This is a genomic window from Hymenobacter busanensis, from assembly GCF_008727865.1.
GTDB classification, from domain to species: domain Bacteria; phylum Bacteroidota; class Bacteroidia; order Cytophagales; family Hymenobacteraceae; genus Solirubrum; species Solirubrum busanense.
Window position 1 is genome coordinate 128603 of record NZ_VTWU01000007.1, and the last position, 13796, is coordinate 142398.

Below are 13796 nucleotides of genomic sequence, written 5' to 3' on the forward strand. Positions count from 1 at the left end.
ATTGAAAAATCTCCGGCTAAAACTACCTTTTTGGCGCCTCAGATAAAAATTTTTTAGCAAGAAATTGAGTCTGGCTAAGTTCAAAAAGGAGGAGACGCCGCCGGGTGTAGTACAATTCTGTTTTTCCCGAAGCCCGCGGGCACCACGCCCGCAACCGCGGCGTTACCTTCGCAGTCCTTCCGCCGCAGTTTGCTACCACCCGCATGGCCCAACCGCTCGACCTCGCCGCCGTCCGCTCCTTTGAGAACCTGGAATTTCTGGCCCGGCAGCTCGTCGATGGGTTCATCACCGGCCTGCACCAGTCGCCCTATCACGGCTTTTCGGTGGAGTTTTCGGAGCACCGCCTCTACAACCCCGGCGAAAGCACCCGCCACCTCGACTGGAAAGTGCTGGCCCGCACCGACAAGCTGTTTGTGAAGCGCTACGAGGAGGAAACCAACCTGCGCTGCCACCTGCTGCTCGACGTGTCGCCGTCGATGTTTTACCCGCGCCCCAGCCACGACAAGCTGCACTTCGCGGTGCTGTGCGCCGCAGCCCTGGCCACGCTGCTGCAACGCCAGCGCGACGCCGTGGGCCTCGTCACCTTTGGCGACCGGATAGAGCTGCAAACGCCGGTGCGCTCTACCAGCACCCACCGCCACACGCTGCTGCTGCAACTCCAGCAGCTGATGGAGCGGCCCGCGCCCGCCGAGCACGGCGGCACCGATGTGGCCGGTGTGGTACACCAGATTGCCCAGCAAATCCCGAAACGCTCGTTGGTCGTCCTCTTCTCCGACATGCTGGGCCGCGGCCAGCAGGAGCAGGGCGAGACCCTGGCGGCGCTGCAACACCTGCGCCACCAGCACCACGAGGTGCTGTTGTTTCACGTGATGGACCGCGCCACCGAGCAGGAGTTCGACTTTGCCGAGCGCCCGTACGTGTTCGAAGACGTGGAAACCGGTGAGCAGGTGAAGCTCAGCCCGTCGCAAGTGCGCGAGCAGTACCGCCAGGCCATGCACGACTACACCCAGGAACTGGCCCTGCGCTGCGGCCAGTACAAGATTGATTTCGTGCCCGTCGATATTCGGGAGCCGTTCGACAAAGTGCTGTACGCCTACTTGGTGAAGCGCGGCAAAGTGCGGTAGTCTCCCTCAACCCTTGCCCTCATGCCCGACCTGATTCTGCTCAGCATTTGCGTGGTTATCACGCTGCTCAGCGCCTTGCTCACCACGTACATTGCCCAGGGCCGGCCGTTCTGGCGCTGGTTCATCATCGGTTTGGTGCTGCCCTACGTGTCGATTTTCATTGCCATGATTGTGGTGTACCGCGAGCATAAAGCCGAGGAGCGCGAAGCCGCGCGGCGCAGCTAGCCGGCCGGCGCGTTGTCCAACGACTGCCACAAATACTTGCAGGCCAGGGTGCGGTACGGGCGCCACGGCTCGGCAATTTCCGTCATGCGCTTGAGCAGGGCGCGGCCGGTTTCCGGCAGGCCGTAGTGCCTGCGCATGGCGTTTTGAATGCCCAGGTCGCCCTCGGCAAACACGTCGGGTTGATCCAGCGCAAACATCTGGAGCATCTGCGCCGTCCAGCGGCCCACGCCTTTGATGGCGGTGAGGTGGCGCGTGAAGGCGTCTTCGTCGAGGCGGCTGAGGTGGGCGTGGTCGAACTGGCCAGCCAGCTGAAATTCGGCAATGGCGCGCAGGTAGCCCGCTTTCTGCTTGGAAATGCCCGCCACGCGCAGCTCGTCGTCGGTCATCGTAACGAGCACGCCCGGTTCGGGGTAGCCCTCGGGTTTGAAGAGGGCTTCGAGCTTGCGCCAGATGGCCGCGGCCGCCTTGGTCGAAATCTGCTGGCTGACAATGGCCTTCAACAGCGCCAGATACAGGTCTTCGTGCGGCGAAGGCACAATAGGCCGGCCGTGCGCAATGATGCCCGCCAGCACCCGATCGGCTTGGCTGAGGTGCGCAAGGGCTGCGGCGTGGTCGTAAGGGTTATCGGCGGGAGCAGTCATGGCGCAAACTTACCGGCCGCCGCTGATAGTGACGTGCAGGTTGGGCATGCGCTGGCGAAGCGCCGCAACATCGACGCCTCCCTGCTGGGCTGAATCGCTCAAATCCAGCCGCTGCAGGCCAGGCGGTAAGTGTTCCACGGGCAGGTGCACTACCCGCGTGTCGCGCAGGCTCAGCTGTTTGAGCTTCGTCATTTCCCGCAGGGAGGCCGGCAAGGTGCGGAGCGGAAATTGGCCGTTTTCGATCCGCAATACCGCTAACTGCCGCAGGCGGCCGACATCGACTGGCAACTCCGTGATGTCAGTGCCGCGAATCATGAGGTAGCGGAGCCGGGTCAGCCCGGGTAGCCAACTGGGCACTTCCCGCAGCGGGTGATTGAGCAGCAGCAGTTCCTGTAGTGCTGGCAACTGGCCAATGGTTGGGGGTAAGGCAAAAGGCATCGACTCGTCTACCGGCCCCTGCAAGAACAAGTTTTGCAGGTGCTTCAAACGGGCAAATTGCTCTTTCAATGGCATCAAATCGTAGTGGTGCCTCAGCCACAACTCCCGCACTTGGTGGGCGTGCTCTAGCGCTTGCGGCATCGAGGTCCACCTCTTGGGGCCGACCCACGAGCGGAGCGGCAGCCACGGGCGCTGGTAGTGGTAAGAAGAATCCTGAAAACTCATACCTCAAGCAGCATGTGTACCTCGTGCAGGCCCGGTGCCCATTTATCCGGCTCGATGGCCAGCGTGCGGAAACCTAGTTTGGCGTAGAAGCCTTCGGTGTGCTGCGAGGTCTTGATTTCGATGCTTTTGCCGGGATAGGCTTGCCGGCACTGCGCAATGCGGAACGCCGTAAACGCCCGACCCAGGCCCTGGCCGTGCAATTGACGGTTCACCATACCCCACGTCAGCACCGCGTACGGATGGTTGAGGGCATACCCGCCGGCCGCAACCAAGCCCGCGTGCCCGGCTAGCTCGGCCACAAAATACGGCAGGCCGTCGGTGCTTACTTCACCACGCAGAAAGGCCAGGAGGTCGGCTTCTTCTTCGGGCACGAAATAAGGCGCGAGGTTGCTGCGAAACAGCTGCAACACCGCCTCTTCGTCGCGGATAGCCTCGTAGGCGCGGAAGACAGGAACGGTAGCGAGCATAGGCTGGAAATGGAGATGGAAGCGAAAATGGACACTTTTGCCCAATATCCGCCGCTACTTGGCGCTTAGCCATTACGCTTTCCGCCTTCGCCATGCCTCTTCGCCGCCTGCTGCATCCCATCCGTGAACTATCCGAGCAGGGCAAACTGGCCGGTCTGCTCCTGATTGCCGCCACCGCGGTGTCGTTGCTCGTCAGCAACAGCGGTGTCGGGCCCGCCTACCGCGCCTTTTGGGAAACCGAGGTGGGCTACGGCCTGCTGCAGAAGTCGTTGGCGCATTGGGTCAACGACGGACTGATGGCCATTTTCTTCCTGCTGGTTGGCCTCGAAATCAAGCGCGAAGTGCTCTACGGCGAGCTGGCCCAGCCGCGCCAAGCCCTCGTGCCCGCGCTGGCCGCGCTGGGCGGCGTGGCCGTGCCCGCGCTGCTGTTTCTGAGTTTCACCCGCGGCACCGCAGCTAGCGCGGGTTGGGCCATTCCCACCGCCACCGATATTGCCTTTTCCCTGGGCATCCTCTCGTTGCTCGGCAACCGCGTGCCGTTTGGCCTGCGCGTGTTCCTCACCGCCCTAGCCATCATCGACGACTTGCTGGCCGTCATCATCATTGCCGTCTTCTACAGCGCCGGCCTGCACGTCCTGTATTTGCTGGCGGCGGCCGGGGTGTTTGCGCTGCTCCTGCTGCTGAACCGATTGCGCGTACGCCGCCTCGCGCCCTACCTGCTGTTGGGACTGCTGCTGTGGTTTTGCGTGCTCGAGTCGGGCATTCACGCCACAATTGCCGGCGTGCTGCTGGCGCTGGCCATACCCGTCGGGCGGCTCGAACGCCTCGAACACGCGCTCCAGCGGCCCGTCAATTACTTGGTGCTGCCGTTGTTTGCACTCTGCAACACGGCCATTGTCCTCACCGGCAATGTGGGCGCTTCGTTGGCCTCACCGCTGGCCTGGGGTGTGGGTGCAGGCCTGTTGCTGGGCAAGCCGCTGGGCATTGTAGGCGTGACGGCCGGGCTGGTGCGCCTGGGCTGGGGCGAGTTGCCCGTGGGCGTGAGTTGGCGCCGGTTTATTGGGTTGGGCTTCACGGCCGGCATCGGCTTCACCATGGCTATTTTCATTGCCACGCTCTCGTTTCAGCAACCAGCCGAGGTCGATGTGGCCAAGCTGGCGGTGCTGCTTGGCTCGGCGGCGTCGGCCGTTGTGGGCATACTCATTCTGGCCCCTGGCCGTCCGCCCGAATTGGAAAGGCCGGATGACGGTGCGGAAGCCTGACATCCAGGACCGAAACATTGTCTTTCACCCCGGGTATTGGATTTCAATACAGGACCTTGGCCGCCGTGGCAAGGGCTACGCCGCCACGGTTTGCAGCGCCGCCAGCACCTGCGCAATGCCTGCGTCGTCCACATCGAGGTGGGTGACGAAGCGCACCATCTGCGGGCCAAATGCCGACGCCTTAATGTCGTTTTTGGCCAGATGCGCCAGGAACTGGTCTTCGGTCAGCCCGTCTTTCAGCCGAAAAATGACAAGGTTGGTTTCGGCTGGCAACACAAAGTCGACGTACGGCGCTTCGGCCAACGCCTCGGCCAGCTGCTTGGCGCGGCGGTGGTCGTCGGCCAGTCGCGCCACGTGGTTTTCCAGCGCGTATAGGCCGGCGGCAGCTAGGTACCCGGCTTGGCGCCAGCCGCCGCCCATCACCTTCCGAATGCGCTTGCACTTGTGGATAAACGCCGCGCTGCCCACCAGCACCGAGCCCACCGGCGTGCCCAGGCCCTTGCTCAGGCAAATGGAAATGGTGTCGAACAGCTGGCCGTAATCTTCGCTGCGCTGCCCGGTGGCCACCAGGGCGTTGAAAATGCGGGCCCCATCGAGGTGCAGCGGAATGCCCTGGCGCTTGGCCAGGGCCGCAATTTCTTCCAGCGTCGCCCAATCGTAGCAGCTGCCGCCGCCTCGGTTGTGGGTGTTTTCGAGGCTGATGAGGCGCGTGGTGGGGTAGTGTACATTTTCGCTCCGGATAGCTGCCGCTACCTGCTGTGCCGTCACGCGGCCCCGGTCGCCGGCCAGCAGCGCCACCGACGCGCCCGAGTGAAACGCAATGCCGCCCACCTCCCAGAGGTAAATGTGCGAGGTCTGCTCGCAAATCACCTCCGACAGCGGCTCGGTGTGGCCTTTGATGGCAATCTGGTTGGTCATGGTGCCGGAGGGGCAAAACAGGCCGGCTTCCATGCCAAAACGGCGGGCGCATTCCTGTTCTAGGTCGCGCACGGTGGGGTCCTCTTCGTATACGTCGTCGCCCACCGGGGCGCGAAACATGGCCTCGAGCATGGCCGCTGTGGGCCGGGTAACAGTATCGGAACGTAGGTCAATCATTGGAAAAAACTGGAAAAGCCGGCAAATGAGCAGAAAGAGGAGAGCGTATGCTTAAAGCTCGGACAGGGTCAGGCTTGCCTTGCAACGGGCCTACTGCGGTGTTCCGGCCTGCGCCTGCGCGCCCGGGTTGTGGCCCATTCCTCACGCTTCCGGCTGCCAAACTACGGACACGGCGGCGTCCGCGCTGCATGTTCGGCGGGCATCGGCGTAACAATCACGCGGCGAGGGGCAAAATCTGCCAAACTTTTCCTTACCTTTGCCCGCTCAATTCTGCTGAATAGACTCAAACCGACCGCGTCATGACCGTTACCCGTCTCAAGCGCAAGCACCGCAAGAACATTGCCCGTGCTAACAACAAAGTGCAAGAAATCAAGGACCTGCTCCGTACGCCCGTTCTCAAGAATGTGGACATCGAAGAGCTGAAGGCTGGTTTCAACAAAGGCGGCAACGCCGCTGCTGCACCTGCTGCGAAAGCCCCCAAAGCTGCCAAAGCCGCTACGGCTGCCGACAACGCTGCCGCGTTTGACGACGCCGAGGCCGTGACCAAGCCCGTAACCGAGGAAGGCCAGGCTGGCGAGCATCCCAAGCCGGAAATTGCTCTCTAAGCCCTGAGCCGCGGCCGGTCGGCTGCTGCCCATAGCATACTCAAAGCGCCTTTTCTGCCTTTGCCGGCGGAGAAGGCGCTTTTTGTTGCCCGTACCTTTCGCTAGCGGCGGCCGCCAAAGCTATTCCTTGGTGGCTCGGGGGCCCAGTTCCACAGCCTGCATGTCGAGCACTTTGCCGGCTTCGATGCGGAAACGCAGCAGCGTGCGCATGTGATGAAACCCGTGGCGGCCGGCGGCGCCGGGATTCAGGTGCAGCAAACCCAGTTGCCGGTCGGGCATGACGCGCAAAATGTGCGAGTGGCCGCAAATGAACAAGCCCGGCCGTTCGCGCAGCAGCAAAGCCCTCGCCGGGGGCGCGTAGCGGCCGGGGTAGCCGCCGATGTGGTGGATCAGCACTTTCAAGCCGTTCGCCGTGAAGAGCTGCGTTTCGGGGCAGCGCAGGCGCACCGCTCGGTCGTCGATGTTGCCCGACACGGCCCGCAGCGGGGCCAGGGCTTCCAGTTGGTCGAGCACTTTTTCGTCGCCTACGTCGCCGGCGTGCCAGATTTCGTCGCAGTCCTGCAAATGGTGCAGAATGCGCTCATCGAGGTAGCTGTGGGTGTCGGAAAGCAGGCCGATGCGCATGAGAAAAGAGGAGAGAGGGTCGGATAGATAGTTGATAAGCGGGCCGCCAAGGTACAACGCGCGCCGTAGCGGGCCGAAAACGCGGCGGATTTCGCGGGGCGGTGTTACCTTTCCTGCCCGCAGCCGTATGCCGCCTGACGGGCTTCCACACCACACTTGTCCGTCGCCGGGCCTGTGCTTTCGTATCCCGAAATTAATGCTGTGTTTTGCAGCCCTGCTGTATCCAAACCGGCTTCATTTTCCTCCCGACTTGCCGCGATGAACGTCTTCATCAACGACATTCCGATTATCATCAAGAAGACCTCCGAAAAGGTCTACAAGCACCGCTACGACCTGATTCTGGCGGCGGAAGATGAGTTTACATCCAAAGACTTGGTGGGCGACGTGCTGGTGCGCGACGTGACTCCCGGTTTCTTGGACCGGCTCCTGCGGCTCATGGAGGTCAAGAAGCTCAAGAAGCTGACCTCGCTCACGCTGATGGCGCGGAAGAAAAAAGCCCTCATCCTGCACCTCAAAGACCAGTTCCGCATTGCCAAAGCCGCCGGTGGCTTGGTGGTGAAAGATGGCATGGTGCTGATGATTTACCGCCTCGGCAAGTGGGATTTGCCCAAGGGTAAGCTCAAGAAGGAGGAAGACCCCGCCCAGGGCGCCCTACGCGAGGTAGAGGAGGAATGCAGCATCAAGGTGAGTTTGGCCGAAGAGCTGCCCAGCACCTGGCATTCGTACGCCTACAACGGCAACAAAATGCTGAAGAAAACCAACTGGTACGTGATGCAGTGCCTCGACGACTCCATGATGAAGCCCCAGGCCGAGGAGTACATCGAAGAGGCCCGCTGGATGCAGCCCCAAGAGGCCTTAAAAGCACTGGAAGAATCCTACGCCTCCATTGCGTTGGTGGTACGCCACTACCTAAGCGAAATGGCCGGCGCGCCCGCCGAAGCCAAGTAACCGAGTGGGCCCTGCGGGCGTACTGACCCTGTTTCTCCTCCCCATGCGCATCGTACGCCCGTCCCTCTTATTGTTGCTCGTTGCACTGGTTTGTGCTTCGGCTTCGTGCACCCGTAGCACCCCATCCAGCGAAAAAGCCAGCCCCGGCAGCGAGGGTGGGCGCTCCTCTGAAGCCGTGAAGGTGAACATGCCTTCCTTGGTGGGGCGCAACATCGACCAGATTCGGAAGGTGCTGGGGCCGCCGGTCGAGTCCACCCAGTCGAGTGTGGGGATGGAGCCCACGGCCGCCCAAATGCAGTCGACCAAGGGCGAAGGATGGATCAATACCTTTGAATACAGCGGCTCGACCGTGGTGGCCACCTTTAATGCCCGCACCCGCAAAGTGCGCGACCTGGTGCTAATTGGCTCCAACGAAGAGGAGTTGATGCGCCGCGGCAACCTCAGCCTCGTCAGCCCAGACTACGTGGTACTGCCCGTCAACAACCCCACCGACCCCGCAAAAATCACCGGCATCCGGGTGGTAGCGCGGAAGTAGCTATTGGTTACTGATTACCGGAGGCATCGTGAAAGGCACAAAATCGTCGACGCTGCCGCCAAAGCGGTGAATTTCGCGGATGATGGTGCTGCTGATGGCGGCCAGCGGTGGCGAGGTAATCAGGAACACGGTTTCCAGCTGCGGATTGACGTGGCGGTTGGCCTGCGCAATCGTGTTTTCGTACTCGAAATCGGTGGTGTTGCGCAGCCCGCGCAGCAAAAACCGCGCACCTGTTTCGCGGGCAAAATCAGCCGTGAGGCCCTTGTACGACTGCACCGACACCCGCGACTCGTCGCGAAATACTTCCTCGATGATGCTCGTCATCTGCTCGACGGGCAAATAGCGCGTTTTGCTGCTGTTGTTGCCGATGGCCACAATAATGTGGTCGAATAGTTCGGTGCCGCGCCGCACCACGTCGAGGTGGCCGTTGGTGAACGGGTCGAACGAGCCGGGAAAGAGGGCAATTCTCATAAGAGAAGAGGTGAAGGGACTATAGTTGAGCAAGCTCTTCTACCAAGCGCTGCTGCAACTCTTCTTGGTTTCTGGTAAGGCTGAGAATACGTGCTATCCTCAGTTTGGCAGTACGCACCATTTCCCTTGCAGCGGGTTCATTGCTGCAGAAGATGGTGTGAAACATGAGGCCATAGATACCGAGCGTGATGGAGAAAGGGGCAAATCCGCCCTGTTCAAGCGTAATGCGTGCTGCATTCACAAGCTCTTCGTCTAAGCGAATTAGGCCTTCCTCGGAGCCAGCCATGCCAATGGTCTTGCCCCCGTCAAAAGCTGTCCATTCGAAACTCATACAGCTGTGCTACTCCACCAAGTGGAGGCTGTACAGCTCAAAATACCGGTACTCGAACACGTCGTTCAGGCGGTAGCTGTAGCCAAGGTCGTAGGGACGGTTGCCGAAGCGCACGTGGCGGATGTACTTGCGCAGCACGTTGAACAGCACCGAGTCGTGCAGCAGGTCGCCCCACACGGTCACGTGGTCTTCGTCGGGGTTGAGGCCGAGCTCCTGCATCACTAGGATGGTGTAGTAGATGAAGTCTTCGGGCGTGCTGAAGGCGAAAACGTTGCAGAACTCCAGCCGTTTGTCGCGCACCACCACCACCGTCAGCTCGTGCGGCCCCACGCTCAGGTACAGCCGGGGCGGGCCCTGCCGCTCGCTTTGGTGCACGGCCCCTTCGAGCAGGGCGCTGGTTTGATGCAGCAGCTTCTGGCCGGGGTAGGTGCGTTCAAACCATTCCACCAACGACTTTTCGGCCGCAAACACGCTCACCATATCCAAGCTGGGGTGATGAAACCGGCGCACGGCTTCGTGCTGGGCATCGGCGTGGTGGTGCAGCTGCAGGTAGCGGGCCTCGTCGCCGTCGCGGAAAAGCGGGGCAGGCAGCAGCGTGAAATGGCGGTTTTGCACGGCCAGCCGCACCCGGTTCCAGCCCGGCAGCCCTACCAGGTCGTGGTGCGCGGCCAGCTGCTGTACTTGCCCGGCCAGCGAAGTGGCGGCCTGCGGGGCGTAGTCTTCGAGCAGCACAAACTTGTTGCGGCGCACATCGGCCACGCCTACGCGCACGCCGGCGGCACCGGCGGTGAGGTAGAGGTTGTAACCGGCCAGCTGTTCGGCGTCGAGGGTTTCGTCGCGCAGGCGCAGCAGGGCCGGGGCAGGCGTGGCAGAGGCAGCAACGGAAGCGGCAGGAGTCACGGAGGAGCAGCTGGGTGGTGAGCCGCTAAAGGTACAACGGGGGGCGCAACTGGCCCGGCGTTATTTTAGCCGAAGCTGGGGAATGTAGGCGTCGTCGGCGCTGATCAAGTCGCGCAAAATGGGGTGCACCTGCTGGGGCGGCAGCGTCACCAACTCGCGCGGGGTGCGCCAGGCCAGGGCCGTGAGCAGCTGCCGGTCGGGCGCGTGCTCGGGGTCGTGGCCCAGCTGCAAATCGGCCTCCAGTTGGGCCGCATCCACGGGCAGCACCTCAAAAAACAGCTCAATGGCCTGCAGCTTGTCGCCGTGGTATTCGTGCAGATGCAGAAAGCGCCCGGCCGTCACGTGCAGGCCGGTTTCCTCTTGAAACTCGCGGGCTACGCCCTCGCGCAGGGTTTCGCCAAAGTGCCAGCCCCCGCCCGGCGGCGACCAAAACGGCTGCTTGTTGGGCAGCAGGCCCCGGTGCGCCGTGAGCAGCAGCGCGCCGCGGTGCACCAAAAGCCCGCAGACGCGCACCCGGGCGCGTTCGGCGTAGGCCGCAAGGAGAGAGGCAGAGTTCGGCAAGGATAACTAACGTAAGGTGTGGGGTAGGGGCGCAACGCGGGGCAACACGGCATAGCAGCGTGGTCCGCACGGGGACAAACGTAGCAACTGTGCCCCGGTTGTCCAGCGCCTCAACGAGCGGGCGGCATTTCGCCCGTGGCGGCAGTACGGGCTCGGCGCCGCTGCCGCCAGCGCCGCAGCCGGCTGAGTACGTACACCACCAGCGCCACGGCCACGCCGGCCACCAGCAGCGGCAGCAGCAACCCCAGCACCGTGCCCACCACCGCCAGCACGTTTTCCACGGTGGCCAGCACCGGGTTGCCCAGGCCGCCGGTAGCCACCGTAGAGCCCGCCCGCAACACCGCCGTGCCCGATTGAATGACGCCCGCCGTGCCGCCGCCCAGCACCGCGCCCAAGCCCCAGCGCAGCACCGGGTTCAGCTCCGGCAGCGCCGAGGTCATCAGCAAGGTGCCCGCAATAAAGGAGGCCGGCGTGGTCAGCGAATCCAGAAAATTATCGACGACGGGGAAGTAATAAGCCAGCATTTCGGCCAGCGTGGCCGTGCCCAACACCCCCAGTGCCGTCCACGAGCCCAGCCACGCAAACCCCGCCGACGGCGCCAGAAACCCCGTGCGGTAGGCAATGCTGGCCGCCAACAGCGGCACAAACACCCGAAAGCCGCTGCACGCGGCCAGCGCCAGCCCTAGGGCGCCGGAAAGGAAGTAGTCGGATGGATTCATGGCCCGAAGGTATGTCTCTGGCCCATACGCACGAAGCCCAGTCGATAGTCGTTGCCCGGCCGCTTTCCTAAAGATTTGACGGAACTGGCATCCGGAGCACCGCGAAGCATCTTCCCTCGCTGAACAAGTCGTTGTTGCTGCTATCGTTCAGAGCAGACAGGGTTCTTCGCTGCGCTCAGCATTACAGACTGAGAATAATACACGACTTACTGACTTGGGCCTCCGTGAAAAGCTTCCGCTCATCTTCTGGCCCAAACACCCAACGCGGAATCGAAAACACCCCCCGAGCAAGGCAAAACACCTCCCGACTGTTGTGCAACACCTCCCGAGCGACGCGCAACCCCATCCGACCATTGCGCAACACCTCCCGACCATTGCGCAACACTTCATGACTGAACGAAAACACCCCACGACCGGAGCAAAACACGATCCGGCTGGATAAAAACACCCCTGTACGTTGGCGCAACTCCTGCCCGCACATTCTCAGCAGCCCGCAGCTTGCCCCGCCCGACTCGCAAGGGGTACCTTTGTTCCAATGTCACTTGTTCCCGCCACCGAATCCGCCGCCGACCTCACCAGTCGCATCCGCCGCAAGCTGCAGCGCCAGCACTTCATGCACCTCATCGGCGCCGACCTCACCACCATCGAGCCCGGCCGCGTGCAGGCCGAACTCAACCTGGAGCAACGCCACCAGCAGCAGCGCGGCTTCGCCCACGGCGGCCTCGTAGCCACCATGGCCGACCTCGTGGCCGGTTTTGCTGCCGTCACCCTCGTCCCCGATGACCACGGCATGGTGACCGTGGAGCTGAAAACCAGCTACCTGCACCCCGGCCTCGGCACCAAGCTTGTGGCCACCGGCTGGGTGCTCAAAGCCGGCCGCCGCCTGCACTTCTGCGAAGCCGAAGTCCGCGCCTTTGGGGGAGCCAATCCCGAGGACGGATTGTTGATTGCCAAAGCCACCGCCACCATGGCCGTGATAGAGCCGCAGTAATGGTTTCTATACATTTGGCTGTCATCCTGAGGCGCAGCCGAAGGACCTTGTCCCCGAAGAACGATGGCCGTAGCAACGACTGGTTTAGCGGGCAGAAGGTCCTTCGCTGCGCTCAGGATGACAGATGATTTTCCTGCGCCTACTATGCTTACCACCCGCATACCTTCTGTTCGCAACTATTTCCCCTTCGACCCCACCGAGGACCAGTCCACCCTCTTCGGGCAGCTCGATGGGTTTCTGAAAGACCAATTGCCCGGCCGCAAGGTGTTCATGCTGCGCGGCTACGCCGGCACCGGCAAAACCACCGTCGTCAGCGCCCTGGTGAAATGGCTCGATAAGATGGGCCGCAAATACGTGCTGATGGCCCCCACCGGCCGCGCCGCTAAAGTCATGGCGCAGTACGCGGGCGTGCCGGCCAGCACCATTCACAAGCGCATCTACCGCAAGGCCGGCGGCTCCGAAAGCAGCAACATGGCCTTCACCCGCCAGCCCAACCGCGCCGGCGAAACCATCTTCATCGTCGACGAGGCCTCGATGATAACCAACGAGAAGTCGTTCGGCGAAAGCGCCCTGCTCGACGACCTGCTCGGCTACGTGTTCGAGAAAACCACCAACCGCCTGCTGCTCGTCGGCGACACGGCCCAGCTGCCGCCCGTAGGCCAGAGCATCAGCCCCGCCCTCGACCCCGGCGTCATGGCCAGTTCCTACCGCTGCCACGTGAGCATGGTGGAGCTGCGCCAGGTCATGCGTCAGGCCGAAGCCTCCGGCATTCTGATGAACGCCACCGTGCTGCGCGAAGAGCTGAGCGCGGCCCAGGAAGCCCCCGAAGGCACGCCCCAGGCCATGCCCGATATCAAGTTCGTGACCAAGGGCTACCCCGACATCTACAAGATGGGCGGCGACAAGCTCGAAGACGGCCTGCGCTGGGCCTACAAGCACTTCGGCCACGAGAATACCACCATCATCTGCCGCTCCAACAAGAACGCCAACCAGTACAACCAGCTCATCCGGCGCGTCATTTTTGAGGCCGAAGACGAGATTGAGGCTGGCGACTACCTGATGGTGGTGCGCAACAACTACACCTGGCTGCCGCCCGAATCGGAAGCCGGCTTCCTAGCCAACGGCGACTTCGTGGAAGTCACCAAAATCGTGCGCCGCATCGAGGAGTTCGGCTGCCGCTTCGCCGACGCCCGCCTGCGCCTCGTCGACTACCCCGACGAGCCCGAGCTGGAAGCGCGCCTGCTGCTCGATACACTGCACACCGAAAGCCCAGCCTTCCCGGCCGCCAACAACAAGGCCCTCTACGAAGCCGTGCAGGCCGATTATGCCCACCTACCCACCAAAAAGGAAAAGGCCCAGGCCCTACGCCAAGACCCGTACCTGAACGCCCTGCAGGTGAAGTTTGCCTACGCCCTCACCTGCCACAAGGCCCAGGGCGGCCAGTGGCCCGCCGTCTTCGTCGACCACGGCTTTCTGAAGGAAGACATGATCAACGCCGAGTTTGCCCGCTGGCTCTACACGGCTGTTACCCGCGCCTCCGAAAAGCTGTTCCTGCTGAATTTCAACGCCAAGCTACTCGACGACGAACCGGTGAATGATTAAGCCCGCGCCGGTGTTGCGGTGGGAAATACGAG

At 62.4% G+C, this 13796-nt stretch carries 18 protein-coding genes; 8 read left to right on the plus strand and 10 right to left on the minus strand.

Annotated features, from left to right (window positions below; genetic code table 11):
• Positions 1–203 precede the first annotated feature (203 nt).
• Positions 204–1124 (plus strand): DUF58 domain-containing protein, encoded by a 921-nt coding sequence (locus F0P96_RS17840; RefSeq protein WP_151080293.1) that lies wholly within the window; start codon positions 204–206, stop codon positions 1122–1124.
• A gap of 21 nt (positions 1125–1145) precedes the next feature.
• Positions 1146–1349, plus strand: a complete 204-nt coding sequence (locus tag F0P96_RS17845; RefSeq protein WP_151080295.1) for a hypothetical protein — start codon at positions 1146–1148, stop codon at positions 1347–1349.
• Here F0P96_RS17845 and F0P96_RS17850 read toward each other — a convergent pair.
• From F0P96_RS17850 to F0P96_RS17860, 3 genes are read right to left on the minus strand one after another with little or no spacing between them, the layout of a single operon-like run.
• Positions 1346–1990: a DNA-3-methyladenine glycosylase family protein gene (locus tag F0P96_RS17850; RefSeq protein WP_151080297.1), complete on the minus strand. Its 645-nt coding sequence runs from the start codon at positions 1988–1990 to the stop codon at positions 1346–1348. The genes F0P96_RS17845 and F0P96_RS17850 overlap by 4 nt on opposite strands.
• Before the next feature lie 9 nt (positions 1991–1999).
• A complete protein-coding gene (locus tag F0P96_RS17855) occupies positions 2000–2653 on the minus strand; it encodes a leucine-rich repeat domain-containing protein (RefSeq protein WP_151080299.1) in 654 nt (217 codons plus the stop codon).
• Positions 2650–3120 (minus strand): GNAT family N-acetyltransferase, encoded by a 471-nt coding sequence (locus tag F0P96_RS17860; RefSeq protein WP_151080301.1) that lies wholly within the window; start codon positions 3118–3120, stop codon positions 2650–2652. The genes F0P96_RS17855 and F0P96_RS17860 overlap by 4 nt, the downstream gene beginning before the upstream one ends.
• Before the next feature lie 92 nt (positions 3121–3212).
• On the opposite strand from F0P96_RS17860, the gene nhaA reads away from it, so the two are divergent.
• On the plus strand, positions 3213–4382 hold the full coding sequence (gene nhaA / locus F0P96_RS17865) for a Na+/H+ antiporter NhaA (RefSeq protein ID WP_151080302.1): 1170 nt from the start codon (positions 3213–3215) through the stop codon (positions 4380–4382).
• A gap of 75 nt (positions 4383–4457) precedes the next feature.
• On the opposite strand, the gene ltaE is transcribed toward nhaA, so the two are convergent.
• Positions 4458–5477, minus strand: coding sequence for a low-specificity L-threonine aldolase (gene ltaE / locus F0P96_RS17870; protein ID WP_151080304.1), 1020 nt, complete (start codon positions 5475–5477; stop codon positions 4458–4460).
• A 299-nt stretch (positions 5478–5776) separates the two neighbouring features.
• Between ltaE and F0P96_RS17875 the strand changes: the two genes are divergently transcribed.
• Positions 5777–6082 (plus strand): hypothetical protein, encoded by a 306-nt coding sequence (locus F0P96_RS17875; RefSeq protein WP_151080305.1) that lies wholly within the window; start codon positions 5777–5779, stop codon positions 6080–6082.
• A gap of 120 nt (positions 6083–6202) precedes the next feature.
• On the opposite strand, the gene F0P96_RS17880 is transcribed toward F0P96_RS17875, so the two are convergent.
• Positions 6203–6706 carry a metallophosphoesterase family protein gene (locus tag F0P96_RS17880; protein ID WP_151080307.1) on the minus strand — a complete coding sequence of 168 codons (504 nt, stop codon included), beginning with the start codon at positions 6704–6706 and terminating at the stop codon, positions 6203–6205.
• 258 nt (positions 6707–6964) lie between these two features.
• Here F0P96_RS17880 and F0P96_RS17885 point away from each other — a divergent pair, with 258 nt between their 5' ends.
• Both F0P96_RS17885 and F0P96_RS17890 read left to right on the plus strand, forming a co-directional pair.
• Positions 6965–7654: an NUDIX hydrolase gene (locus F0P96_RS17885; RefSeq protein ID WP_151080309.1), complete on the plus strand. Its 690-nt coding sequence runs from the start codon at positions 6965–6967 to the stop codon at positions 7652–7654.
• Positions 7655–7697: 43 nt separating this feature from the next.
• Positions 7698–8189 (plus strand): hypothetical protein, encoded by a 492-nt coding sequence (locus F0P96_RS17890; RefSeq protein ID WP_151080310.1) that lies wholly within the window; start codon positions 7698–7700, stop codon positions 8187–8189.
• Here F0P96_RS17890 and coaD read toward each other — a convergent pair whose 3' ends face one another.
• The 5 genes from coaD to F0P96_RS17915 form a co-directional block, all read right to left on the minus strand.
• Complete coding sequence (gene coaD / locus F0P96_RS17895; protein WP_151080312.1) at positions 8190–8660, minus strand: pantetheine-phosphate adenylyltransferase; 471 nt, start codon at positions 8658–8660, stop codon at positions 8190–8192.
• A gap of 19 nt (positions 8661–8679) precedes the next feature.
• Positions 8680–8991: a hypothetical protein gene (locus tag F0P96_RS17900; protein WP_151080314.1), complete on the minus strand. Its 312-nt coding sequence runs from the start codon at positions 8989–8991 to the stop codon at positions 8680–8682.
• Between the two features lie 9 nt (positions 8992–9000).
• Positions 9001–9891: a DUF3822 family protein gene (locus tag F0P96_RS17905; RefSeq protein WP_151080316.1), complete on the minus strand. Its 891-nt coding sequence runs from the start codon at positions 9889–9891 to the stop codon at positions 9001–9003.
• 60 nt (positions 9892–9951) lie between these two features.
• The gene (locus F0P96_RS17910; RefSeq protein ID WP_151080317.1) at positions 9952–10452 is read right to left on the minus strand and encodes an NUDIX domain-containing protein; all 501 of its coding nucleotides are present in this window, start codon (positions 10450–10452) and stop codon (positions 9952–9954) included.
• Between the two features lie 110 nt (positions 10453–10562).
• On the minus strand, positions 10563–11171 hold the full coding sequence (locus F0P96_RS17915) for a DUF4126 domain-containing protein (RefSeq protein WP_151080319.1): 609 nt from the start codon (positions 11169–11171) through the stop codon (positions 10563–10565).
• Positions 11172–11706: 535 nt separating this feature from the next.
• Between F0P96_RS17915 and F0P96_RS17920 the strand changes: the two genes are divergently transcribed.
• Together F0P96_RS17920 and F0P96_RS17925 are read left to right on the plus strand one after the other, a co-directional pair.
• Positions 11707–12162 carry a PaaI family thioesterase gene (locus tag F0P96_RS17920; protein WP_151080320.1) on the plus strand — a complete coding sequence of 152 codons (456 nt, stop codon included), beginning with the start codon at positions 11707–11709 and terminating at the stop codon, positions 12160–12162.
• Positions 12163–12306: 144 nt separating this feature from the next.
• On the plus strand, positions 12307–13764 hold the full coding sequence (locus F0P96_RS17925) for an ATP-dependent DNA helicase (RefSeq protein WP_151080322.1): 1458 nt from the start codon (positions 12307–12309) through the stop codon (positions 13762–13764).
• The last annotated feature ends 32 nt before the right edge of the window (positions 13765–13796 follow it).

Coding starts and splice junctions, on each gene's coding strand:
- F0P96_RS17840 (WP_151080293.1), top strand. CDS start 204: ATGGCCCAACCGCTCGACCTCGCCGCCGTCCGCTCCTTTGAGAACCTG.
- F0P96_RS17845 (WP_151080295.1), top strand. CDS start 1,146: ATGCCCGACCTGATTCTGCTCAGCATTTGCGTGGTTATCACGCTGCTC.
- F0P96_RS17850 (WP_151080297.1), bottom strand. CDS start 1,990: ATGACTGCTCCCGCCGATAACCCTTACGACCACGCCGCAGCCCTTGCG.
- F0P96_RS17855 (WP_151080299.1), bottom strand. CDS start 2,653: ATGAGTTTTCAGGATTCTTCTTACCACTACCAGCGCCCGTGGCTGCCG.
- F0P96_RS17860 (WP_151080301.1), bottom strand. CDS start 3,120: ATGCTCGCTACCGTTCCTGTCTTCCGCGCCTACGAGGCTATCCGCGAC.
- nhaA (WP_151080302.1), top strand. CDS start 3,213: ATGCCTCTTCGCCGCCTGCTGCATCCCATCCGTGAACTATCCGAGCAG.
- ltaE (WP_151080304.1), bottom strand. CDS start 5,477: ATGATTGACCTACGTTCCGATACTGTTACCCGGCCCACAGCGGCCATG.
- F0P96_RS17875 (WP_151080305.1), top strand. CDS start 5,777: ATGACCGTTACCCGTCTCAAGCGCAAGCACCGCAAGAACATTGCCCGT.
- F0P96_RS17880 (WP_151080307.1), bottom strand. CDS start 6,706: ATGCGCATCGGCCTGCTTTCCGACACCCACAGCTACCTCGATGAGCGC.
- F0P96_RS17885 (WP_151080309.1), top strand. CDS start 6,965: ATGAACGTCTTCATCAACGACATTCCGATTATCATCAAGAAGACCTCC.
- F0P96_RS17890 (WP_151080310.1), top strand. CDS start 7,698: ATGCGCATCGTACGCCCGTCCCTCTTATTGTTGCTCGTTGCACTGGTT.
- coaD (WP_151080312.1), bottom strand. CDS start 8,660: ATGAGAATTGCCCTCTTTCCCGGCTCGTTCGACCCGTTCACCAACGGC.
- F0P96_RS17900 (WP_151080314.1), bottom strand. CDS start 8,991: ATGAGTTTCGAATGGACAGCTTTTGACGGGGGCAAGACCATTGGCATG.
- F0P96_RS17915 (WP_151080319.1), bottom strand. CDS start 11,171: ATGAATCCATCCGACTACTTCCTTTCCGGCGCCCTAGGGCTGGCGCTG.
- F0P96_RS17920 (WP_151080320.1), top strand. CDS start 11,707: ATGTCACTTGTTCCCGCCACCGAATCCGCCGCCGACCTCACCAGTCGC.
- F0P96_RS17925 (WP_151080322.1), top strand. CDS start 12,307: ATGCTTACCACCCGCATACCTTCTGTTCGCAACTATTTCCCCTTCGAC.